Origin of the sequence: Halomonas sp. DP8Y7-1, from assembly GCF_019801685.1 — a bacterium.
Lineage (GTDB): Bacteria > Pseudomonadota > Gammaproteobacteria > Pseudomonadales > Halomonadaceae > Halomonas > Halomonas litopenaei_A.
This window is the reverse complement of the sequence record NZ_JAHVIN010000013.1, coordinates 69,817-91,804: the sequence shown is the minus strand read 5'-3', so window position 1 is coordinate 91,804 and position 21,988 is coordinate 69,817. Positions and strand designations below refer to the sequence as shown.

Below are 21,988 nucleotides of genomic sequence, written 5' to 3'. Positions count from 1 at the left end.
ATGCACACCCCCCAAGGACTTGGCAAGCCTGACCGCCAAATTTTCGGCGACGAAGACCCACAAGGGCTGTCGCCACCTCTAAAAGGTGTCAGTCGATACCCAGCGACGCCTTGACGGCTGGCAGCGCAGGCTCGCCATCGGCGGTATTGACGCCTTCAAGCCATGCCTCCAGCAGTGCCGGATTCGCCTTCAGGTAATCCTGGGCAGCCTCCTCCGGCGCCACGCCATCGTCCATGATGGATCCCATCAACTGGTTCTCCATCTCCAGGGTAAAGCTCAGATTGTTGAGCAGTGCGCCAACGTTCGGGCAGCTCTCGCTGTAGCCGGCACGTGTGTTGGTATAGACTGTGGCGCCCCCCAGGTCAGGACCAAAGTAATCGTCTGCGCCCTCCAGATAGGCCATATCGAAATTGGTATTCATCGGGTGAGGCTCCCACCCCAGGAAGACCATCCAGGACTCATCCGGGACCCTAGCCCGCAACTCGGCCAGCATGCCTGCTTCACTGGAGTCGACCAGCGACCAGTCGCCGAGACCGAAGGCGTCGTCGTCGATCATCTGCTGGATCAACTCATTGCCGTCGTTCCCGGCCTCGATGCCATGCAGCTCGCTGTCGAACTTGTCAGCGTGCTGGGCGAGATCTGCCACCGAGGTGACGCCCGCGTCGTGCACATACTGAGGCACCGCCAGGGTGTACTTGGCGCCTTCCAGGTTGGCACCCAGGCGGTCGACGTCACCCTGCTCCACGTAAGGGTCGCTGATGGACGCCATGGAAGGCATCCAGTTACCCAGGAACACGTCGAAGTCACCGTTCTTCATGCCTGAATAAGCAATCGGCACCGATACCGTATCGATGCGCGTCTCGTAGCCCATGGCCTGCAGCACCTGGGTGGTAAGCGCGGTGGTCGCGGTGATGTCGGTCCAGCCGACTTCAGCGAAACGCACCGGCTGGCAGCTGTCATCGGCGGCCATCGCCTGGGGGGCGGCAAGGCCGGCGATGGCAGCCGCCAGCACGGACAGAGCGGGAATCGTCGGGGTCGTCATGATGCACTCCTTATTCGGATTATCGGTTGCAGTATGGTGGCCTGTTCACAACGGTGCCGTTGAATCGACCAGATTTTGATTGAACGTCCAATCAATAAAAGGCATACTCTCTACATCCTAACCTCGGGGACACCTCGAGGAGCAAGTCACCGTTTCAACTCTCGAGCACCTGAAGGCTCGTGAGGCAGTGGTAGAGAGGTCTGTCATGCCCAAGGTAGGAATGGAGCCAATCCGCAGGCAACAGCTGATACAAGCCACCATGGCCGCTATCCATGAGGTCGGCCTGGCGGATGCCACCGTGATGCGTATCGCACGTCACGCGGGCGTGTCTGCTGGCATCATCAGCCACTATTTTGGCGGCAAGGACGGCCTGCTCGAAGCTACCATGCGGCAGATTCAGCACGACCTGGGCGACGCGGTCGCTGCACGTCGCAAAGCCCTCTCCGACAACAGCCCAAGAGCGCATCTGGAAGCCATCATCGATGGCAACTTTGACTCATCCCAGACCAACGCTCGCGCGGCCGGCACCTGGCTCGCCTTCTGGGCCAACTCGATGCACAAGGCCGACCTGCAGCGCCTGCAGAAGATCAACGATCGCCGGCTTTACGCCAACCTCTGCTACCAGTTCAAACGTCTGATGCCCCGTGACGAGGCACAGCGCGCCGCCAACGGCATGGCCGCCATGATCGACGGCCTGTGGCTTCGCGGTACCCTCTCGCCCGAGGGGCTGGACACCCGCCAGGCGCGTGAATTGGCGCGGGAGTACCTGCATCGTCTACTGGACCAGGCGGCCAGAACGTAGCGCATCCACTTGATCAGGCCGCCTGCCACCATCTGCAGAAAGCCTAGCCTGGATCAAGGGATGCCCCATCACCGTGCGAGGCATGCGCCTCAACGTCAGGGCACACTCGACGGCGCCGTCCGCGATCACCCCTTCACCTTATTAGCTCGCTCTCACCATAGGAGGATGTCATGGCAACGCTCGACACCCAGAAGCTCTATATCAATGGCCGTCTGACAGACGCCACCTCCAACGAGACGTTCAGCGTCACAAACCCCTACGACGGTAGCCACCTGGCAGACGTCCAGGTGGCCAGCGACGCCGACGTGGATGCCGCCGTGGCTGCCGCCCAGCAAGGCCAGAAGGTCTGGGGCGCCATGTCCGGCATGGAGCGAGGCCGCATTCTCAACCGCGCCGTGGCCCTGCTGCGTGAGCGCAACGATGAGATCGCGGAACTCGAGACCCGTAACACGGGCAAGCCCTTCAGCGAGACGTCCACGGTCGACATCGTCACCGGTGCCGACGTGCTGGAGTACTACGCAGGCCTGGCCGCCGCCATCGAAGGCAGCCAGATTCCGCTGCGCGAAGACAGCTTCGTCTACACCCGTCGCGAGCCGCTTGGCGTGATCGGTTCCATCGGCGCATGGAACTACCCGATCCAGATTGCCTGCTGGAAGTCAGCCCCTGCCCTCGCCGCCGGCAACGCGGTGGTCTTCAAGCCCAGCGAAGTCACCCCGCTGACCACCATGATCCTGGCCGAGGTGTTCACCGAAGCCGGCCTGCCGGATGGCGTCTTCAACGTCGTCCATGGCGAGGCTGAGGTGGGCCAGGCGATTACCGGCCATCCTGACATCGCCAAGGTGTCCTTCACTGGCGAGGTCGGCACCGGCAAGAAGGTCATGTCTGCCTCGGCGGCTTCCAGCCTCAAGGACGTGACCATGGAGCTGGGTGGCAAGTCACCGTTGATCGTATGTCGTGATGCGGACCTGGACCGGGCGGCCGACGCCGCCATGATGGCCAACTTCTACTCCAGCGGCCAGATCTGCACCAACGGCACGCGGGTCTTTGTCGATAACGCCATCAAGGCGGACTTCGAGGCGCGCCTGGCGACTCGGGTAGCGCGCATCAAGGCGGGCGATCCGATGGATCCGGCCGTGAACTTCGGCCCGCTGGTCAGCTTCGAGCATCAGCAGAAGGTCCTGTCGTACATCGCCCTGGGCCAGCAGGAAGGCGCTCGTGTGTTGGCCGGTGGCGAGACCTGGGACCAGGGTGACTGGGCCAAGGGTGCCTGGGCGGCGCCAACAGTGTTCACCGACTGCACCGACGATATGCGCATCGTCCGCGAAGAGATTTTCGGCCCGGTCATGTCCGTGCTCGGCTTTGATAGCGAAGAAGAAGTGCTCCAGCGTGCCAACGCCACCACCTATGGCCTGGCGGCGGGTGTCTTTACCGAAAGCCTCAACCGCGCACACCGCATGATCCACTGCCTTGAAGCCGGCATCTGCTGGATCAACACCTGGGGCGAGTCGCCGGCCGAAATGCCGGTCGGCGGCTACAAGCAATCGGGTGTCGGTCGTGAAAACGGTATCGAGACACTGGCCCACTACACCCAGACCAAGTCGGTCCAGGTCGAGATGGGACCCTTCGAGTCGGTTTTCTAACCTCACCACATCCAGGGTCGGGGCCCCCACCCCGACCCCATGTGACAGGCTTGCGCGGAACCCCCTGCCCTTTCTCTTGATGGCTCGCCCTCCGGACCATCCGACACCGCGTCGCGCCTGCCCCCGACATCTCACTTATTCTCCCGGGAGGCGTTTCATGCCACAGCATCGTGAATACGACTACGTCATCATTGGCGCCGGCTCAGCCGGCAACGTTCTTGCGACTCGCCTGACAGAAGATCCTGACGTCCAGGTGCTGCTGCTTGAAGCAGGCGGCAAGGATCACCGCTTCGACTTTCGCACCCAGATGCCCGCCGCGCTGGCCTATCCGCTGCAGGGCAAGCGCTACAACTGGGCGTTTGAAACGGACCCTGAGCCGCACATGGACAATCGCCGCATGGAGTGCGGTCGCGGCAAGGGCCTGGGCGGCTCCTCGCTGATCAACGGCATGTGCTACATCCGTGGCAATGCCCTGGACTATGACGGCTGGGCCCAGCGTGCCGGGCTGGAAGACTGGCACTATGCCAACTGCCTTCCCTACTTCCGCAAGGCCGAGACCCGTGACATCGGCCCCAACGACTATCATGGTGGCGATGGCCCGGTCAGCGTGACCACGCCGAAGGAAGGCAACAATCCGCTTTATCACGCCTTTATAAAGGCAGGCCAACAGGCGGGCTACCCGGCCACTGAAGACGTCAACGGCTACCAGCAGGAAGGCTTCGGTCCCATGGACCGTTTCGTCACCCCCAATGGCCGTCGCGCCTCCACCGCCAGGGGCTATCTCGATGAAGCCAAGCAGCGTCCCAACCTGACCATCGAAACCCGCGCGACCACCGATGTGATCCTGTTCGAGGGCAAGCGCGCGGTCGGGGTACGCTATCAGCGCAAGGGCCAGGACCAGCAGGTGCGCATCCGTCGCGAAGTGCTGCTGTGTGCCGGCGCCATCGCCTCGCCGCAGATCCTGCAGCGCTCCGGCATCGGACCGGCCGACCTGCTCGAGGAGCTGGGTATCGAGGCCGTTCAGGTCAATGACAACGTCGGTGCCCATCTGCAGGACCACCTGGAGATGTACATCCAGTATGAGTGCAAGAAGCCGATCTCCCTCTACCCGGCGTTGAAGTGGTACAACCAGCCAGCCATCGGCGCAGAATGGATGTTCAAGGGCACCGGCATCGGCGCCAGCAATCAGTTCGAGGCAGCCGGGTTCATTCGTACCAGCCAGGAGGAAGCCTGGCCCAACCTGCAGTACCACTTCCTGCCCATCGCGATCAGCTATAACGGCAAGAGTGCGGTACAGGCCCACGGCTTCCAGGCCCACGTCGGTTCCATGCGCTCGGAAAGCGAGGGCCGCGTGCGCTTGACCTCTCTTGATCCCAAGGCGGCGCCGTCCATCCTGTTCAACTACATGTCCACCGAGAAGGACTGGGAAGAGTTCCGCGACGCCATTCGCCTGACCCGTGAGATCATCGCCCAGCCGGCCATGGACGAATATCGCGGTCGTGAGATCTCTCCGGGACCGGACGTCAACACCGACGAGGAACTCGACGCCTTCGTGCGCCAGCACGCCGAGACCGCCTACCACCCCTGCGGCACCTGCCGGATGGGAGATGGCGACGACTGCGTGGTAGATGGCGCAGGTCGCGTGCACGGGGTGGAACGCCTGCGCGTGGTAGACGCCTCGCTGTTCCCGGTGATTCCCACTGGCAACCTCAATGCGCCGACGATCATGCTGGCAGAGCGAATGGCCGACAAGATTCGTGGCCAGCAGACACTGCCGCCGAGCGACGCGCCCTATTACGTGGCCAACGGTGCCCCTGCCCAGGCCACCCCGCAGCGCCGGCTCGAGGACGCCCACCCGACCCAGGGTGAGCGCCGCCTTGCAGCAGGCACCGACGGCTCGACACCTACTGGCTAGCGAAGCCCGCTGCCACACGCAGCATGTCGACGTCATCCCCCTGGCCCTGTGTTCATCACAGGGCTTTTTTGTGCAGCTCAGAGACGTTTGATTCGACCATGGTGCAAGACCAGGCGTTTTCAGTGGCTGGTTGCCAGTCGATGGGCTAATCTGCAAGAATTCAAACAGGCGTTTTATTCCAATCACCGGCAACACTCTGCCTCTATCGCCAGCCAAGGAGACTCTCCATGCTCAGCCTGCTCCTGCTCGTCTTCACGGTCGTTGGCCTGATCGCCATCGCCCACCGTGAAGCAGGGTCTGCCCCCGCGACCGCTCTGCCTGCGGTACTGGGTATCGTCGGTCTACTGCTCGATGCCGAAGTCGTCGGCGTGCTGCTGTTGATCAGCGCTGCCGTGATCGCCGCGTGTGGCCTGCCCGCACTGCGCCGCCACTGGCTCTCGCCGCGCCTGTTCGCCATGTTCAAGAAGGTCGCGCCCAAGGTCTCTGACACCGAGCGCACCGCGCTGGAGGCAGGCAGTGTGGCCTGGGATGGGGAGCTGTTCTCCGGCCGCCCCGACTGGCAGCGCCTGCTCGACTTCAAGGACGATGGCCTTAGCGACGAGGAACGTGCCTTCATCGACCATCAGTGCACCGTCGCCGCCGGCATGTGCAACGCCTGGGACATTGCCCGCGAGCGCGCCGACCTGCCCCCGGAGCTGTGGGACTACCTGAAGAAGGAACGCTTCTTCGGCATGATCATTCCCAAGCAGTATGGCGGCCTCGGCTTCTCTGCCAAGGCACAGTCTGCGGTACTGCAGAAGCTGGCCGTCAATGAGACGCTGATGTCCACCGTGGGCGTGCCCAACTCCCTAGGTCCCGGCGAACTGCTGCTCAAGTACGGCACCCAGGAACAGAAAGATCATTACCTGCCGCGCCTGGCCGATGGACGCGAGATCCCCTGTTTCGGCCTGACCGGCCCCCGTGCCGGCTCTGACGCCACGTCGCTGCCGGACGTCGGCATCGTGTGCAAGAAGGAAGTCGACGGCAAGGAGGTGCTTGGCCTGCGCCTGACTTTCAACAAGCGCTGGATCACCCTGGCGCCCATCGCCACCGTGGTTGGCCTGGCCTTCCGCATGTTCGACCCGGACCACCTGCTGGGCGACAAGGAAGATCTGGGTATCACCTGTGCCCTGGTGCCACGAGACACGGACGGCATGGACATCGGTCGCCGCCACCACCCCATCGGTAGCCCCTTCATGAATGGCCCGATCCGCGGCAAGGATGTGTTTGTCCCGCTGGATACCATCATTGGTGGCCCGGACATGGCGGGTGAAGGCTGGCGCATGTTGATCGAATGTCTGTCGGTGGGTCGCTGCATCACCCTGCCCTCCGGCGCCACGGGCACGGGACGCTACGCCATTGGCTGGGCTGGCGGCTTTGCCCGCATTCGCCGCCAGTTCAACGTGCCGGTGGCCGAGATGGAAGGCATCCAGGAGCCCCTGGCACGCCTCACCGCCAAGGCCTACATCGCCCAGGCAGCGGTCTACCAGACCGCCAACACGATCGACCACGGTCATGCACCGGCCGTGCCCTCCACCATCCTCAAGAGCCAGCTGACCGAGTTCCAGCGAGACATTCTCGCCGATGCCATGGACATTCATGGCGGCAAGGCCGTCACCCTGGGCCCGCGCAACTATCTGGGCATTGGCTACAGCGCGAACCCGGTGGCCATCACGGTGGAAGGCGCCAACATCATGACCCGCAACCTGATGGTGTTTGGACAGGGTGCCATCCGCTGCCATCCCTACGTGCTTGAAGAGCTGGCGGCCAAGGATGCTGACGATGCAAAGGCCTTCGATCGCGCCTTCTTCCGCCATGCCGGCCTGATCTTCGGCAACGCGGCACGCGCCTTCTCCATGGGACTTGGCCTGGGCAAGCCTGCCAACCCCTTCGATGACGTCGCTGGGCCCTACGCCAAGGAGGTCTGCCGTCTTTCCGCTGGCTTCAGCCTGTGCGCGGATGCGGCCATGGCAAGCCTGGGAGCCGAACTCAAGCAGCGAGAAATGCTGTCGGCACGACTCGGTGACGTGCTGTCCAACCTCTACCTGGTCAGCATGGTGATCAAGCAGTGGCATGAGGGCGACAAGGTCGAAGGCGAAGCCGAGCTGATGCACTACGCCTGCCGCTTCCTGCTCAACCGCGCCGAGACCGCCTTTGTCGAGGTATTCGACAACTTGCCGAACAAGGCCCTGGGCAAGACATTGAAGGTGCTGGTCATGCCGCTGGGGCGGCGCTGGGCCCGTCCTCACGACGATCTTGCCCGGGCCATTGCCAGGTCCGTTTCCACGGGCTCGGCGCTGCGCAAGAAGCTGCTTCAGGGCGCCTGGGACAGCAACGACCAGGTGCAGGACAACCCAGTGGCGCGCTACAACGCCCTGCTGGAGACCCAGGACCGCGCCGAGGCGCTGTATCGCCAGATCAATCGCGCCTATGCCAAACGCAAGTTGCCGGTGCAGGCCCTGCATCCGGAAGAGCGTCTGGAAGCCGCACTGGCCGAAGGATTGATCAACGAAGACGACGCCGATTTCATGCGCAAGCGTGAGGCCGAGGTGCTGGATATGCTCAGCGTGGACGACTTTGCCTTCGATGCCTTTGTCACCGACAAGGACAAGGTCAACCTGCACAACGCGACCGCCTGAGTCATCGGCACTGCATCACCACAACGCCCGGCAATCGCCGGGCGTTGTCGTTGTGAAGAGCATCTTCCCTGTGGCCCCTACTTCAGCGGCCATACCAGCATGATGAGTGGTATCGCGACCAGCATCACCACCAGCGTCAGCGGCAAGCCAAGACGCCAGTAGTCGCTGAAGTGGTATCCCGCTGGGCCCATCACCAGGGTATTCGACTGGTGACCGATGGGAGTGAGGAAGGCGCAGGAGGCGCTGATCGCCACGATCATCAGGAAGGGGTCGAGTGACAGCCCGAATCCGTTGGCCAGGCTGGCAGCAATCGGCGCCATCAGCAGCGCCGCTGCGGCATTGTTGATGACGTTGGAGAGCAAGGTACTGACCATGAACAACCCTGCGAGCACCAGCAAGGGTGGCCATTGGCTGCCCCACCCCAACAGCGTGTCCGCAATCAACTGAGCGCCACCGCTGGTTTCCAGCGACTGCCCCACCGGTATCATCGCTCCCAGCAGTACGATCACCGGACCATCGATGGCCCGGTAGCCCTCTCGCAGGGGCAGTACCCCGACCACCAGGGTCACCAGGGCGGCCAGGGACAGCGCCACCGCCGCCGGCAGCAGATCAAACAGCATGGCCATGATGGCCGCCACGAAGATGCCGATGGACAGGGCCAGCTGACGCGGCTGCCCCAGCGTCAGCCGACGATCCGCCAAGGGCAGGCAGCCCAGTACCGTCAGGCTCTCACCCAGTCCCTCCGGATCGCCCTGCAGCAACAGCACATCACCGGGGCGGAAGCGGATATCCCTGAGCCGCTGCTGCAGCCTTCCACCATCCCTGGCCACCGCCACCAGGTGTAGCCCGTATTGATGGTGCAAGCGCAGCTCCGCCGCGGTGCGACCGCTGATCGCGGCGTCATTGCGCACAATGGCCTCGATCAGATGAAGGTCCTCGTCCTCGGAGCGCTCCTTGCGGCTGTCCTCTTCTGCCTCGTCTTGCTGTGCCGAGTTGCCCGAGTGAGCTCCCCTCTGCGTCCCTTCCTCGTCACTACCGACATCATCCCGCGCCCGGTCCAGGGTCTGGCGACGCTCGATGGCTTCCTCGTCCTGGCTGAGCAGATGTCGCGTGCGCTGCGCCAGAGAAGCTGTCTCACGGTTGTCGTCGCCGCCGTCTGGCAGGTCGTCGCTTTCGGCGCCCTCTGGCAGGTCGTCGCCCTCTGGGGTAGGCACATCGCTCGGCGCCAGACCAACGCGCAATCCGGCCTGATCCTCAAGCGCCTTCAGTTCGTCGGGGCCCGCCTCGAGCAGCAGGATATCGTCTTGTCGCAGTACCCCATAAAAGGAATGGCCGGCATAGCGCCGCCCATCACGTACCAGCGCCAGCACCGGCACGTTGTCGTCCAGCTTGCGCCTGAGCTTGTGCAACGACCAGCCCAGCGCCTTGGCATCCGCCCCGACCCGCACTTCGACCAGGTAGTGAGCGGTATCGAACATGGCATCCCGGCTGGCCTGGCCAGTGCGCCGTGGCACCAGTCGCCATCCCAGCAGAACAATGAAGGCAACTCCGGTCAGGGCCACGGCTCCGCCCACGGGCAAGAAGTCGAACATGGCGAATCGCTCACCCGAGAGCGAGGCGCGATAGCTGGAGATGATGATGTTGGGCGGCGTGCCGATCAGCGTGGTCAGACCGCCCAGCAGTGACCCGAACGCCAGGGGCATCAGCAAGATGGACGGAGAGGTATCGTGTTCCCGGGAGAGCCTCAGCGCTACCGGCAACAGCAGTGCCAGCGCACCGACATTGTTCATGAAGCCGGACAACAGCGTGACCAGCCCCGTCAACGCCAGCAACTGCAGGAACAGGCGATCTCCAACCTTGAGGACCTGGGCGGAGATCACGTCGACCACGCCTGCGTGCTCGAAGCCCCTGGAAAGCACCAGTACCGCCACCACGGTAATCACCGCCGGGTGGCCGAAGCCGGTAAAGGCGTCGTCAGCCGGAACCAGCCCCAACACCACTGACGCAAGGAGTGATGCCAGAGCCACCAGGTCGAAGCGCCAGCGCCCCCATACAAAGGCCGCCAGCGTCAGCCCAAGCACCACAAACACCAGAAGACTGTCATCCATGTCGGCCTCCTCCATGGTCAGAGCACTACGAAACACTGCATCAGTGTCCAGCGAAACGCTGATTGAGAGTAGCCTACATCAGTGGGTTACGTAGCAGGTTCCTCAAAAGGCAGGGGCTGTTGGCCTCGACGCACCTCGAACACATTCAGCGTCATCGCCACCAGCGCGTAGTACCCCAGCACTCCTACCAGCTCCACTACGGCCTCTTCGCCAAACGCCTCCACCGCCTCACGGTAGGTGGATTCATCCACACGGCGGGTGTCGTAGAGCTGGTAGGCCAAGCGGTGCACCAGCGCCTCCTGGGGATCCTCGAAGGGCGGCTGCCGGCCCTCGCGCAGTGCCTCTACGACTGCCGGGGAGAGACCGGCCTCCAGCGCGATGGGAGCATGAATCTGCCACTCGGCCTGGGACTTCCACCACGCAGCGGTTGCCAGGATGGCAAGCTCCGTCAAGCGCAGTGGCAGACGTGTCCCATAGCGGCAGAAGGCCCCAAGACGCTGGGCGTTGTCGGCCAGCTCCGGGCTATGCACCCAGGCGAGAAACGGGCCGTCCAGGTTGCCGCGCGGTCCGCTGAGGATGTCGGACAGCACGCGCCGTTGCTCATCGGTCATGCTGGCATCGGTGAGCTCCGGCAGGCGGGATCGGATGGACATCTTGGTTTCCTCAAATGGGGTCTTGGGTACAGTGGGTGAGCACCACAGCGCGCAGCCGACGCCTAGGCACCACCGGCAAGGCATTCGACCAGCGCTGTGTCGATGGCGGCCTCAAGCTTGTCGACGATCTCATCCAGGTGCCTGTCTTCGACAATATAGGGAGGGGCCAGCAGTACATGATCACCGCGCCGACCGTCGAGGGTGCCCCCCGCCGGGTAGCACATCAACCCCTGGGACATCGCAGCCGACTTGATCCGTGCATTCAGTCGACGCTCTGCCGGGAACGGTGCCTGGGTCTCACGGTCAGCGACCAGCTCCAGGCCAAGGAACAGGCCACGGCCCCGCACATCACCCACCTGGGGATGATCGCCAAAGCGCTCCAGCAGACGGCGCTGCAAGCCTTCGCCCTGGTGACGCACCCGTTCAAGCAATCCACGGTCCTCGATACTGCGCTGGACAGCAAGAGCCCCGGCACATGCCGTGGCGTGGCCAATGTAGGTATGCCCATGCTGAAAGAAGCCTGACCCCTCGGCAATGGCGTCGCGAATTCGCTGGCTTACCAGCGTCGCACCAATCGGCTGGTAGCCACCTCCCAATCCCTTGGCAATGGTGACGATATCCGGGCTGATCCCCTCCTGCTCGCAGGCAAACAGCGAGCCTGTGCGTCCCATGCCACACATCACCTCATCCAGAATCAACAGGATGCCGTGACGATCACAGATCTCGCGGACTCGCTGGAAGTAGCCAGGCACGGCGGTCACCGCGCCGAGCGTAGCCCCGACGACAGGCTCTGCCACGAATGCCATGACACGCTCGGCGCCGAGCTGAGCGATGGTCTGCTCGAGCTCTTGTGCCAGGCGCTCGCCATAGGCGATGTCGCTCTCTCCCGCCTGTTTGCCGCGGTAGGCATAGCAGGGGCTGACATGTGTCGTCTCGCTGAGCAGCGGTTCGAACGGTTGGCGACGCCAGGCATTACCCCCGGCGGCCAGGGCTCCCAAGGTGTTGCCGTGGTAGCTCTGTCGACGAGCGATGACCTGGGTACGCTCCGGCTGGCCGATCTCGAGGAAGTACTGACGCGCCATCTTCAATGCTGCCTCTACCGCCTCGGAACCGCCGGAGACAAAGTACACGCTGGCGATACCCTCAGGGGCTCGCTCTACCAGAAAATCGGCCAGCGCTTCCATCGGTTCTGAGGTGAAAAAGCTGGAATGAGCGTAGGCCATCCTGGAGACCTGTTCAGCGATGGCCTGCTGCACCTGGGTATCGCTGTGGCCCAGGCAGGACACTGCCGCCCCGCCGCTGGCATCCAGATAACGCTTGCCACTGGCATCAATGAGGTAGGGACCATCCCCGGCCACCGCGGTGGGGTAGGTAGAAGTGAGATGGCGATGAAAGACGCGGCTCATGCTGGCTCCCGGGGTGGTTGGCCCATGGCAGGTAGAAGGTACGGCGGATCACGTGCGTCGAGGCGGCCAGGGCATCTGACCGAGACATCTGCTGGTGAGCACGAGCTCAGGATCAGGCGCTGGTCGAGTGGCTGGGCGGCATCGACATCATCACCGCCAACAACAAATGCAAATATTAAATGCTTTTCAGATTGTTTCAATGCATTATTTGCAAAAGCTCGCCTTCTCTACGCGTCTTCTGAGATAGCTGGCAAGATAAGCAGCTGTTTTCACATGGCCTCTATCGCCGAATGTTTCAGACAAGGAGCCAAGATGCCGTCCTCTCCCCCTGCTAACGCGCCGGTGCCTCGCCATCTTGCTGACCTTCAACGTCTCGCCGAGAGCATCCGTGAGGGGCATTCCTCGCTGCGTCTTGGGCGGCGCTCACTGGCCGTATTGACGGCACTGATCGAGAGCCCTCAGTCCACTGCGGTGGCATCGATCAGCGAACTGGCGCAGCGCCTCGACGTGAATCCATCCACGCTGACACGTCTTGCCCAGCGACTGGGGTTCGACGGGTTCGGCGAGCTGCAAGGGGTCTTTCGTCGCGAGGTGGCCGACGGCGGGGAGCATTTCTACAGCGACCTCGCTGCGAAGCTGTCGACGGACCAGGACGAGGGCAAGGGCGTGGCGCGACTGGCACGTCTGGGCCGCCAGGAAAGCGCGAACTTTGCCGCGCTGTTGCACCAGCTGGAAGCGGGCACCTATGACGCTGTCGTCGAGCTGCTGGCCACAGGACCCAGGGTGAGAATCCACGGCCAGCGCCAGTTTGCTTCGCTTGCGCAGTTCATGGCCTATGGATTGGGCATGCTACGTGCCGACGCAGCCGAGCTCGATGCGGGGCGACAGGGAGTGGCCGATGCCCTTGCTCAACTGGACGCGGGTGACGTGCTGGTCGTGGTCAGTTGCTTTCCCTACACCACCAGCGTGCTGGAAACCGCGAAGGTAGCGGCAAAGGCAGGTATCCGGATCATTGCGCTGACAGACAGCGAATCGTCACCGCTGTCACGGGTCGCAGAACACCGCTTCCTGGTACCCAACGACAGCCTGTTCTTTTCCAACGCCATGGGCGCCTTCTTCCTGTTGGCGCAAGGGCTACTGACTGAGGTGGCAGACCGACTCGGCCATGAAGGACTGGCCGCGCTGAGACGACGAGAAAAGATGATCCGAGAGTTGGGTGCATCACTATAGTGCTGGACCAGCGAGCCCGCCACGCGGACTCGCTGCCTGCGCCCGACGATCGCCGTCAAGCGCGAGGGACTCTCAGGGCAGCAGCACCGTCGAGCCGGTTGTCTTGCGTGAGGCCAGCGCGTCCTGGGCCTTGCCCGCCTCTGCCAGCGAGAAACGCTGGGCCACATCAATCTTCACCTGGCCGCTCTCGATCATATCGAACAGCTCATCCGCCATGTCCTGCAGCCGCTCAGGCGTATCCGCGTAGCCATTGAGGCTGGGACGCGTCACATACAGCGCGCCCTTCTGGTTGAGGATGCCAATATTGACGCCTTCCACCGGCCCCGAGGCGTTGCCGAAGCTGACCATCAAGCCTCGCGGTTTCAGACAGTCGAGCGACGTCTCCCAAGTGTCCTTGCCAACGCTGTCATAGACCACGTCGACCATGGCACCGCCCGTCAACTCACGCACACGCTCCACCACGTCTTCCTTGGTGTAGTCGATGGTGGCCCAGGCGCCGTTACGCTTGGCAAGCTCAGCCTTCTCGTCGGAGCTGACCGTACCGATGAGCTTGACCCCAAGCGCCTTCGCCCATTGGCAGGCAATGGAACCCACGCCACCGGCGGCGGCATGGAACAGAATGGTTTCGCCGCCCTGCAGCGGATAGGTCTGGCGCAGCAGGTACTGCACGGTCAGGCCCTTCAGCATGGCCCCGGCGGCGGTCTCGCAGCTGATGCCTTCGGGCAAGGCCACGACCTTGTCGGCCGGCAGGGTATGCAACTCAGCGTAGGCGCCCAGAGGCCCCTGGGCATAGGCCACGCGATCCCCGACCTGCAAATGCTCGACGCCTTCACCCACGGCATCGATCACGCCTGCCCCTTCGGTGCCAAGCCCAGAGGGTAGCGATGGCGCCGGGTAGAGTCCGGTACGAAAATAGATATCGATGAAGTTGAGGCCGACCGCCTCGTTGGCAACGCGCACTTCACCCGGTCCGGGGGCCGACGTGGGCGTATCCACCAGTTCCAGTACGTCTGAACCACCGGTACGAGCGAACTGAATCCGCTTGGCCATGGAAAAGATTCCTTACACTGCTAACGGGATGTACGCCCAGTCAAGCGCTATGCGCGAGTGGGGTCAAGCCCAATGTCTTCCATCTTCCTCTGCCGGGCGGCATTTGAGGGTACACCCCACACCAGGTTGTGTGGGCAAAGCGAAGCGCCGCTCTCACTTCGCCTTGACAAGACAATAGATGTTATCGACACTCATCAAACTGTATACATTATCGACATTATAATGCATACATGAATAACGCGCTGCACAGAGGCAGAACCACCGCGATGGATCGCCGTTCATGGACCTTAACCTCATGCGACGACCGCCAGGCCCTGTTCAGTCCACTGAGAAAGGCGCACTGACGTCTCCCACTGACGAGATTGCTAACATGAAGAAGAGCCTGATTTCTGCTGCTGCCCTGCTGTCCTGCTCTGCCGCGCTAATGACGGTCGCGGGTGGAGCCTGGGCTGACGACGCCGCCCAGTCGGAGGTGGCCGAGGAGTGCCAGCTGACGATCGACAGTACCGACCAGATGCAGTACGACAAGAGCGAGATGAGCGTACCGGCGAGTTGCGAGACCGTCAGCCTGACGCTGACGCACTCCGGAACCATGGCCAAGAATGTCATGGGCCACAACTGGGTGCTGGCACCTAGCGATGCCTATCAGGAGATTGCCTCCGCGGGGATGCAGGCGGGGCTCGACAACAACTACCTGCCTGACGATGACCGCATTGTGGCTGCCACCGATGTCATCGGCGGCGGAGAGTCCACGCAAATCACCTTCAGCACCGAAGGGCTGGACGACAAGGACCTGACCTTCTTCTGCTCCTTCCCCGGTCACTCTTCGATCATGAAGGGCAGCTTCAGCCTGAGCGAAGGCTAAGCCCGCGCGCCTGCGACATAACGTCGACAGCGGCCTGCCTCCGGCTCCAGGGCCACCCTGGAGCCTCTGCCGGCGCGACCCGGGCTTCCTCCGTTCATGGTGCCAGTGAGCGGATCAACAACCACCTTGCCCGGTGAGCGCCGACCCGCCCGTCAGAGGGTGCAGGACATGATTCCCGCTACAGCGTTCGCTTTAGGGTGAACCGACAAGTTGGCTACAGGGTCTGCGGAAAGCTCTCAAGCCCCCGCACAAAGCGATTCTTGTAGTCTTCGAACAAGGCCTTGTCCTGCTTGAAGTTCGCCACCACAGAAGCGTCGTCCACACTCAAGGTCCGCGGCAGATTATCCAGACTGGTCGCCGGATGCTTCGGTCCCAGTCCGATCTGCAGCTCACCCGGGCCCTGCAACCAACGCTGGATCCCCGCAGCGGTAAATTCCGCCTTCTGTGCGTCGCTGACCACATCCACCCGCAGGGGTGCACGTAGCGCAAGCTCGGCAACCAGGCGCAGCGCCGGATTCAGGGTTTTCTTCTTGGGCGCATCGCCCTTGTCTCCCGCGGTATCTGCGTCCGGGTCCAGCGAGGTCAGCTGTGCCACGTTCATGCTGGTGCCCGCTTCGTCACTGACCAGCAATGCCAGCGCAACCGGGCGAGATTGATCGTCGACCAGCGCGATCAGCCGGGCCGCTTCCTGCTTGAACAAGACCCCGATCACGCCAGCGAAGGTCACCAGCGGTGCGATGCCCGCCTGGTGCCCGTAGGCTTCTGCGCACAGGCGAGCCAGGCAGGCCTCTCGTTGCTGGGGCTGGTTGATTTTGACGACCTTCATCACTGACCTCTGATTGCTGATACCTTGGGCGCCACAACCGTGCAAGACTGGACGGCTGGAGCCTACATCGAAAGCCGCGAGACTAGCATATTCTTGACGCTCTCGCTGGAGTCCTGACCGCGTTCGAGGATCATGGCCGGTGGCTTCCTCAATCGGTCATCTTTATATGTCACGATGACCTGGCACCAAGCCGACGACGCCGGATGGCAACGCCGTCAGCGGATCATCGGCCCATTGCGTGGCGCTGCCTTTTGCGATGGTCTTGCCGCCACGCCAGACAAGGAGAGCCCATGACTCACCGAAGCTTGCCGCCTCTGGCGCTGCCCCGCCAGATGGCCCACCGTGGACTATCGGCCCACGCCCCGGAGAACACCTTGAGTGCCGTGCAGCTGGCATGGGAGGCCGGTATTACCTGGGTGGAGCTCGACGTGCAGTTGCTCGGCGACGGAACCCCGGTGATCTGGCATGACCCGGGAATGCGTCGCTGCTCGAACGGTCGCGGCAAGCTGGCCAAGCTGAGACTGGAGCAGGCACAGGAGTACGATGTAGGCGCCTGGTACGCAGAGCGCTTTCGCGGTGAACGCATGGCGACACTCGACGACATGCTCAACCTGCTGGATCGCCGTGACATGGCGGTCAACCTGGAGCTCAAGATCACTCGCGGCCGCGACCCCGAAGCGCTGGCCGAATCGGTGATTCCCCGGTTGATGGAAGCCCTGCCCTACGACAGGCGCCTGGTTTCCTCCTTCAGCCCGGCCGCGCTTGATCATGCCCGCAGCATCGCTTCAGCAGAACACCTGGCACTGGGCGTGCTTACCGACAAGGTGGGCAAGGGGTGGCGCCAAGACGTCGAGGCGATAACGGCCTACAGCCTTCACTGCGACTGGAAGAAATTGAAGGAACCCCGCGCCCGGGAGGTGGTAGAAAGCGGCACCGCGCTCCTTTGCTACACCGCCAATGACCCCCTGGCCTTCCAGCGCTACTGGGACTGGGGGGTGACCAGCGTCATCTCCGATGATCCCGGCCGTTTTCTGAGTCCTCCTGTCGCCACCTGAACCGGCGGAAGCGTCGCCTGAGACTCATGAAAGCAAGACGCTAGATCACGTCACGAGAGAACGACGCGAGATCACGTCAAGAGAGCACGACTCAACCAAGCGCTTGCTTGGCAAACCTGGGGCATGCTCGCTATGGTAGGACCAGCCTTCCACCAGCGAGCGCCTCGACATGCTCAACAGCGATGCCCCCGTTAGCCCCCAGACCTTCCGCCGCCAACGTATGACGATCCCCTTGCACCAGGGTCTCGATACACTCGCCTCCTCAGCCGAGTCAGCGGGTCTTGAGGTAGCACGTTGGCATCCCGGCGGTGACACCACTGGGGTGCCACTCGTGCTGATGCACGACTCACTGGGCAGTATCGCGCTGTGGCGGGACTTTCCCGAACGGCTATGCCGGAAGACCGGTCGCGAGGTCATCGCCTACGACCGCCTGGGCTTCGGCCAGTCCAGCGCACATCCTGGGCAGTTGCCCCACAGCTTCGTCACCGACGAAGCGCATCAAGGCTTCGCCGCGGTACACCGAGCACTGGGGTTGGAGGGCTTCATCCTTGTCGGGCACAGCGTGGGCGGAGCCATGGCGGCGGCGATAGCGGCTCGCTACCGTGACTGCCATGGGCTGATCACCATGGCCGCACAAGCCTTTGTGGAACCGCGCACTCTTGCCGGCATTGGCGAGGCCCGCGATGCCTTCGCTCGGCCCGGCCAGATGGAACGACTCGAAAAGTATCATGGCGCCAAGGCCCGCTGGGTGCTGGACGCCTGGGTCGACACCTGGCTGGATCCCGATTTCCGAGATTGGACGCTGGATGACCGCTTGGCCCAGATCACCTGTCCGGTGCTGGTTCTGCACGGTGATCAAGATGAGTATGGCTCCGAAGCCCAGCCCCGCCGCTACGCCGAACTGCCAGCCGGTCCCTGCCAGATGCAGATTCTGAAGGAATGCGGCCATGTACCCCACCGTGAACAACCCGATCGGGTGGTGGAGATCATCACATCCTTTGTGAACGAATCACGCTGATATCCGGGCATCGGGCGATAACGGCAGCATCCTTGTCCTGAACCGTACCGGAGTGCCTTCCCCGTATCGCCGAGGCATCGCCGGCAAGGCGCTTGATCGACAGCTGTCTTTTAACCCCGTTCGATAACGCCTTCCATCTACCGCTGATCCTGCGTTCTCCGTCTGTTTAGGATAGGGTCTCCAACAACGAGAACCTGTCACCATGATGATTGTCCTTGAGATCGCCATCACCCTGATGATTGCGATCCCCCTCCTTATCTATCTCTTCAATGTCATTCGAAATGTCATTCAGAAGCGCCGACGCAAGGCCAAGCTGGAGTGGGACGAGCAGACTTTGAATGTCGATAGCGTCGCAGAAATGAGCTCCGACAGCAGTCCGACAAGCCACGCTCATCATTCACAGCCCCATCCTACATCGCAGCCCCACCCCAGCCGCCACGAAGGCTCTGATACTGCCGTTGACACCGCTATCCGCCGGGACGCAGGGGCTTCCTTCTTCGCCAACTGGTTTGGCGGTGATGGCGGAGGCAGCAGCGGTGATAGCTGCGGAGGTGGCGGCGGTGACAGTGGCGGAGGTGGCGGTGATAGCGGCGGTGGTGGCTGCGATTAATTCGCCAGGCCCCGCATTACTGCAGCAGTCGCACCAGGGCATCCATGTCCAGATGCTGTTCGATGGCATCCGCCAGGCGATCGAGCTGCTGTTCCCGGTGGGCATTGAGGTCAACATGCCGCTGGGCCTGCGGGTCAAGTCCGAGCCTGGCGAGCAGCGCCTCGCAGGCATCGGGTCCATCGAACAGTCCGTGCAGATAGGTGCCCATGACCTGGCCATCCTCGCTGACGGCGCCCTCGTCACGGCCTTCCAGCCGCAGCAGGGGCCGGGACAGTGCCGGACCTCGACTCACTCCCTGATGAATCTCGTAGCCGTGGATACTGCGGTGCCCACCGGCGTGTTCAATCCGACCGCTGACCTGTTTCAACTGCTTGCGAGGTAGCATGGTCGTGGTCATGGCAAGCCAGCCGAGTCCTGCGACACCGCCCGGCTCGCCCTCGACTCCGTCGGGGTCGTCGATCCACTCCCCCAGCATCTGAAAGCCTCCGCAGATGCCGAGCACTCGACCACCGTAACGAAGATGCCGGCGAATTCGCGCCTCCCAGCCCTGGCGGCGCAGCCAAGCCAGGTCGGCGCGGGTGTTCTTGCTGCCCGGCAACAGGATGACATCGGCCGGAGGCGGTGGTTGGTCCGGACCCACCAGGCTCAGCTTGATGCCTGGGTGTAGCCGCAGCGGATCCAGGTCCGTGTGATTGCTGATGCGTGGCAGCGCAGGCACCACCACCCTGAGCGCTTCCCCCTCGTGTTCATCGAGTGCCTGTTCCAGGGACAGACTGTCCTCGGCGTCCAGCCACAGCCCCTGAAGATAGGGCAAAACGCCCAGCACCGGCCGTGCTTCACGCTGGGACAGCCAGTCGAGCCCCGGCTCCAGCAGCCCGATATCACCGCGAAAGCGATTGATCACAAACCCCTTGATACGCGCATTCTCGGTATCGCTGACCAGCGCCAGGGTGCCGCAGAGCTGAGCGAACACGCCGCCGCGATCGATATCCCCCACCAACAGGACGGGGCAGTCCACGGCTTCAGCGAAGCCCATGTTGGCGATATCTCCCTCGCGCAGATTGATCTCCGCAGGACTGCCCGCCCCCTCGGCAATAATCACATCGAAGCGCTCGGCCAGGCGACGGTGGCAGTCCAGTACGGTCTGGCGCGCAGTGCTCTTGTACGCGTGGTAGTCCAGGGCCGCCATGCTGCCGTGTACCTGGCCGGCCAGGATTACCTGAGCGCCCTTGTCGCTCTCAGGCTTCAGCAGTACCGGATTCATGTCCGAGTGGGCGGCCACTCCGGCGGCCTGGGCTTGCAGTGCCGTCGAGCGACCGATTTCTCCGCCATCCACGGTCACGGCGCTGTTCAACGCCATGTTCTGAGGCTTGAAGGGAGCCACCTTGACGCCACGACGGGCCAGCGCGCGACATAGCCCCGCCACCACTGTGGTCTTGCCGGCATCCGACGTGGTGCCCTGAATCATCAACGTTGCCATTACACCCTTCCCTCTCCGTTCCCGCGCACTTTCCCGCGAGCTTTCCCACGCACTCTTCCACAACACCCAGGAACTGCCGTTCGGCCACCCTACAATTCGATGCCCTTCTGCGCCTTGATGCCCTGCTCCTTGAATGCGTGCTTGACGACCTTCATCTCGGTCACGGTATCGGCCAGTTCAATCAGTGGCTGCGGCGCATGTCTGCCCGTGATCACCACATGCTGCATAGGTGGCCTTGCCTGCAGGTCATCGAGTACCCGGTCAAGATCGAGGTATCCGTGGCGCAGCGCGATATTCAGCTCGTCGAGCAGCACCAGCGCGATATCAGGGTCCGCCAGCAATTCCCTGGCCTTGTCCCAGGCGGCTTCGGCAGCGGCCACGTCACGGCGTCGGTCCTGGGTATCCCAGGTATAGCCCTCTCCCATGACGTGAAAGGTGACGCCAGGCTGGCGACGATAGAAGGCCTCTTCGCCGGTAGAGAAGGCGCCCTTGATGAATTGCACCACCGCCACCTTCATGCCGTGGCCCAGGGCCCGACCCAGCATGCCGAAGCCGGAGGAACTCTTGCCCTTGCCAGGCCCGGTCAACACCAGCAGCACGCCCTGCTCCTTGTCGGCACGGGCGATGCGCTCGTTCATGATGCGCTGCTTGGCTTCCATGCGCCGGGCATGGCGCTCGGGATCAACGTGTCGTGATGAAGGTGTCGTCAGACTCATGGGGCCTTCCCTGTGTCGGTTTCAAGGAGCATGGGGCAGAGGCAACGCGAGGCACGAAGACACAGGCGCCGTCGACTTCAACAACGCTGAGTGGCTGCTGGTACAGCCGCTCCAGGGCGGCTGGCACCAGCATGGCGTCACTTGGCCCCCAGCAGGCACTGCCATCGGAATAGAGCAGCAACAGGTGATCACACCAGCGTGCTGCCAGGTTAAGATCATGCAAGCACATCACCACCGCGGCGCCATGGCTTGCCTGCTCGTGCAGCAGTGACATGGTGCCGACCTGATGATGCAGGTCGAGGTGGTTGGTGGGCTCATCCACCAACCAGATATCCGGGTCCTGAGTCAGCACTGTCGCCAGACTGACCCGCTGGCGCTCCCCCCCGGACAGGGACGACAACAGTCGCCCCCCCAAGTGAGCGATGTCCAGGCGCTCCAGCGCCAGCCAGGCGCGTTGGATATCGTCTTCGGACTCGTTGTGCCAGGCGCGCAGGAAGGGATGTCGCCCCATCAAGGCGGTCTCCAGCACCGTAGCGGGAAATTCGTCGTGGCGTTCCTGAAAGACGACTCCCAGGCGCTGGGCCAAGGAGCGGCGGCGCCAACGAGGGAGAGTTTTGCCGGCCAGCGTCACGCTGCCACTTCTCGGCGATTTCAATCCTGCCAGTGTATGCAGCAGGGTACTCTTGCCGGCCCCGTTGGGCCCGAGGATGCCCCAGCGGCTGCCGGGTTCGAACACCATCGACATGGGCTGGCCGCCCGAGCGCCCCGGCACATCGATGACCAGGTCGGAACAGGCCAGGCCTTTGCTGACATCGCTGTCCGCAGTCCTCCCTGCCTCATGTCGCGGAGCTGACCTGTGGGCCTGTGCAGATGAGTTCGAGGTGGTCATCAGCG

At 63.0% G+C, this 21,988-nt stretch carries 18 protein-coding genes; 9 read left to right on the top strand and 9 right to left on the bottom strand.

Going from position 1 to position 21,988, the window contains the following annotated elements; all coding sequences use genetic code 11:
• Nucleotides 1-88 precede the first annotated feature (88 nt).
• The gene (locus KUV41_RS16380; protein ID WP_261389692.1) at nt 89-970 is read right to left on the bottom strand and encodes a choline ABC transporter substrate-binding protein; all 882 of its coding nucleotides are present in this window, start codon (nt 968-970) and stop codon (nt 89-91) included.
• A 277-nt stretch (nt 971-1,247) separates the two neighbouring features.
• Between KUV41_RS16380 and betI the strand changes: the two genes are divergently transcribed.
• From betI to KUV41_RS16360, 4 genes are all read left to right on the top strand, one after another.
• Entirely contained in the window at nt 1,248-1,844 is a 597-nt protein-coding gene (gene betI, locus KUV41_RS16375; protein ID WP_206943477.1) for a transcriptional regulator BetI, read from the top strand.
• A gap of 170 nt (nt 1,845-2,014) precedes the next feature.
• Nucleotides 2,015-3,484: a betaine-aldehyde dehydrogenase gene (betB, locus tag KUV41_RS16370; RefSeq protein ID WP_222486778.1), complete on the top strand. Its 1,470-nt coding sequence runs from the start codon at nt 2,015-2,017 to the stop codon at nt 3,482-3,484.
• Nucleotides 3,485-3,641: 157 nt separating this feature from the next.
• Nucleotides 3,642-5,399, top strand: coding sequence for a choline dehydrogenase (betA, locus tag KUV41_RS16365; protein WP_261396085.1), 1,758 nt, complete (start codon nt 3,642-3,644; stop codon nt 5,397-5,399).
• 227 nt (nt 5,400-5,626) lie between these two features.
• A complete protein-coding gene (locus KUV41_RS16360) occupies nt 5,627-8,077 on the top strand; it encodes an acyl-CoA dehydrogenase (protein ID WP_222486777.1) in 2,451 nt (816 codons plus the stop codon).
• 77 nt (nt 8,078-8,154) lie between these two features.
• Here KUV41_RS16360 and KUV41_RS16355 read toward each other — a convergent pair whose 3' ends face one another.
• The 3 genes from KUV41_RS16355 to KUV41_RS16345 form a co-directional block, all read right to left on the bottom strand.
• A complete protein-coding gene (locus KUV41_RS16355; protein ID WP_222486776.1) occupies nt 8,155-10,185 on the bottom strand; it encodes an SLC13 family permease in 2,031 nt (676 codons plus the stop codon).
• A gap of 86 nt (nt 10,186-10,271) precedes the next feature.
• Nucleotides 10,272-10,838, bottom strand: coding sequence for a carboxymuconolactone decarboxylase family protein (locus KUV41_RS16350; protein ID WP_206943485.1), 567 nt, complete (start codon nt 10,836-10,838; stop codon nt 10,272-10,274).
• Nucleotides 10,839-10,900: 62 nt separating this feature from the next.
• Nucleotides 10,901-12,244, bottom strand: a complete 1,344-nt coding sequence (locus tag KUV41_RS16345) for an aspartate aminotransferase family protein (protein WP_222486775.1) — start codon at nt 12,242-12,244, stop codon at nt 10,901-10,903.
• Between the two features lie 312 nt (nt 12,245-12,556).
• On the opposite strand from KUV41_RS16345, the gene KUV41_RS16340 reads away from it, so the two are divergent.
• Nucleotides 12,557-13,474, top strand: coding sequence for a MurR/RpiR family transcriptional regulator (locus KUV41_RS16340; protein WP_222163634.1), 918 nt, complete (start codon nt 12,557-12,559; stop codon nt 13,472-13,474).
• Between the two features lie 72 nt (nt 13,475-13,546).
• Here KUV41_RS16340 and KUV41_RS16335 read toward each other — a convergent pair whose 3' ends face one another.
• The gene (locus tag KUV41_RS16335) at nt 13,547-14,524 is read right to left on the bottom strand and encodes an NADPH:quinone reductase (RefSeq protein WP_206943491.1); all 978 of its coding nucleotides are present in this window, start codon (nt 14,522-14,524) and stop codon (nt 13,547-13,549) included.
• Between the two features lie 370 nt (nt 14,525-14,894).
• Here KUV41_RS16335 and azu point away from each other — a divergent pair, with 370 nt between their 5' ends.
• On the top strand, nt 14,895-15,389 hold the full coding sequence (gene azu, locus KUV41_RS16330) for an azurin (protein WP_224907462.1): 495 nt from the start codon (nt 14,895-14,897) through the stop codon (nt 15,387-15,389).
• A gap of 214 nt (nt 15,390-15,603) precedes the next feature.
• Here the strand turns inward: azu and KUV41_RS16325 are convergent, their stop codons facing one another.
• On the bottom strand, nt 15,604-16,215 hold the full coding sequence (locus KUV41_RS16325) for a hypothetical protein (protein WP_206943492.1): 612 nt from the start codon (nt 16,213-16,215) through the stop codon (nt 15,604-15,606).
• A 290-nt stretch (nt 16,216-16,505) separates the two neighbouring features.
• Here KUV41_RS16325 and KUV41_RS16320 point away from each other — a divergent pair, with 290 nt between their 5' ends.
• The 3 genes from KUV41_RS16320 to KUV41_RS16310 all read left to right on the top strand — a co-directional run bounded on the left by KUV41_RS16320 (nt 16,506) and on the right by KUV41_RS16310 (nt 18,898).
• The gene (locus KUV41_RS16320; protein WP_206943493.1) at nt 16,506-17,270 is read left to right on the top strand and encodes a glycerophosphodiester phosphodiesterase family protein; all 765 of its coding nucleotides are present in this window, start codon (nt 16,506-16,508) and stop codon (nt 17,268-17,270) included.
• A 169-nt stretch (nt 17,271-17,439) separates the two neighbouring features.
• On the top strand, nt 17,440-18,288 hold the full coding sequence (locus tag KUV41_RS16315; protein WP_222486774.1) for an alpha/beta fold hydrolase: 849 nt from the start codon (nt 17,440-17,442) through the stop codon (nt 18,286-18,288).
• A gap of 202 nt (nt 18,289-18,490) precedes the next feature.
• Nucleotides 18,491-18,898 (top strand): hypothetical protein, encoded by a 408-nt coding sequence (locus tag KUV41_RS16310; protein ID WP_222486773.1) that lies wholly within the window; start codon nt 18,491-18,493, stop codon nt 18,896-18,898.
• A gap of 16 nt (nt 18,899-18,914) precedes the next feature.
• Here KUV41_RS16310 and KUV41_RS16305 read toward each other — a convergent pair whose 3' ends face one another.
• From KUV41_RS16305 to KUV41_RS16295, 3 genes are all read right to left on the bottom strand, one after another.
• A complete protein-coding gene (locus tag KUV41_RS16305) occupies nt 18,915-20,378 on the bottom strand; it encodes a cobyric acid synthase (RefSeq protein ID WP_222486772.1) in 1,464 nt (487 codons plus the stop codon).
• Between the two features lie 89 nt (nt 20,379-20,467).
• The gene (gene cobO / locus KUV41_RS16300) at nt 20,468-21,094 is read right to left on the bottom strand and encodes a cob(I)yrinic acid a,c-diamide adenosyltransferase (protein WP_222486771.1); all 627 of its coding nucleotides are present in this window, start codon (nt 21,092-21,094) and stop codon (nt 20,468-20,470) included.
• Nucleotides 21,060-21,983 carry an ABC transporter ATP-binding protein gene (locus tag KUV41_RS16295; protein WP_222486770.1) on the bottom strand — a complete coding sequence of 308 codons (924 nt, stop codon included), beginning with the start codon at nt 21,981-21,983 and terminating at the stop codon, nt 21,060-21,062. The genes cobO and KUV41_RS16295 overlap by 35 nt, the downstream gene beginning before the upstream one ends.
• Nucleotides 21,984-21,988 lie beyond the last annotated feature (5 nt).

Coding starts and splice junctions, on each gene's coding strand:
- cobO (WP_222486771.1), bottom strand. CDS start 21,094: ATGAGTCTGACGACACCTTCATCACGACACGTTGATCCCGAGCGCCAT.
- KUV41_RS16345 (WP_222486775.1), bottom strand. CDS start 12,244: ATGAGCCGCGTCTTTCATCGCCATCTCACTTCTACCTACCCCACCGCG.
- KUV41_RS16355 (WP_222486776.1), bottom strand. CDS start 10,185: ATGGATGACAGTCTTCTGGTGTTTGTGGTGCTTGGGCTGACGCTGGCG.
- KUV41_RS16305 (WP_222486772.1), bottom strand. CDS start 20,378: ATGGCAACGTTGATGATTCAGGGCACCACGTCGGATGCCGGCAAGACC.
- betA (WP_261396085.1), top strand. CDS start 3,642: ATGCCACAGCATCGTGAATACGACTACGTCATCATTGGCGCCGGCTCA.
- betI (WP_206943477.1), top strand. CDS start 1,248: ATGCCCAAGGTAGGAATGGAGCCAATCCGCAGGCAACAGCTGATACAA.
- betB (WP_222486778.1), top strand. CDS start 2,015: ATGGCAACGCTCGACACCCAGAAGCTCTATATCAATGGCCGTCTGACA.
- azu (WP_224907462.1), top strand. CDS start 14,895: ATGAAGAAGAGCCTGATTTCTGCTGCTGCCCTGCTGTCCTGCTCTGCC.
- KUV41_RS16320 (WP_206943493.1), top strand. CDS start 16,506: ATGACTCACCGAAGCTTGCCGCCTCTGGCGCTGCCCCGCCAGATGGCC.
- KUV41_RS16310 (WP_222486773.1), top strand. CDS start 18,491: ATGATGATTGTCCTTGAGATCGCCATCACCCTGATGATTGCGATCCCC.
- KUV41_RS16350 (WP_206943485.1), bottom strand. CDS start 10,838: ATGTCCATCCGATCCCGCCTGCCGGAGCTCACCGATGCCAGCATGACC.
- KUV41_RS16340 (WP_222163634.1), top strand. CDS start 12,557: ATGCCGTCCTCTCCCCCTGCTAACGCGCCGGTGCCTCGCCATCTTGCT.
- KUV41_RS16360 (WP_222486777.1), top strand. CDS start 5,627: ATGCTCAGCCTGCTCCTGCTCGTCTTCACGGTCGTTGGCCTGATCGCC.
- KUV41_RS16335 (WP_206943491.1), bottom strand. CDS start 14,524: ATGGCCAAGCGGATTCAGTTCGCTCGTACCGGTGGTTCAGACGTACTG.
- KUV41_RS16325 (WP_206943492.1), bottom strand. CDS start 16,215: ATGAAGGTCGTCAAAATCAACCAGCCCCAGCAACGAGAGGCCTGCCTG.
- KUV41_RS16380 (WP_261389692.1), bottom strand. CDS start 970: ATGGCCGCCGATGACAGCTGCCAGCCGGTGCGTTTCGCTGAAGTCGGC.
- KUV41_RS16295 (WP_222486770.1), bottom strand. CDS start 21,983: ATGACCACCTCGAACTCATCTGCACAGGCCCACAGGTCAGCTCCGCGA.
- KUV41_RS16315 (WP_222486774.1), top strand. CDS start 17,440: ATGCTCAACAGCGATGCCCCCGTTAGCCCCCAGACCTTCCGCCGCCAA.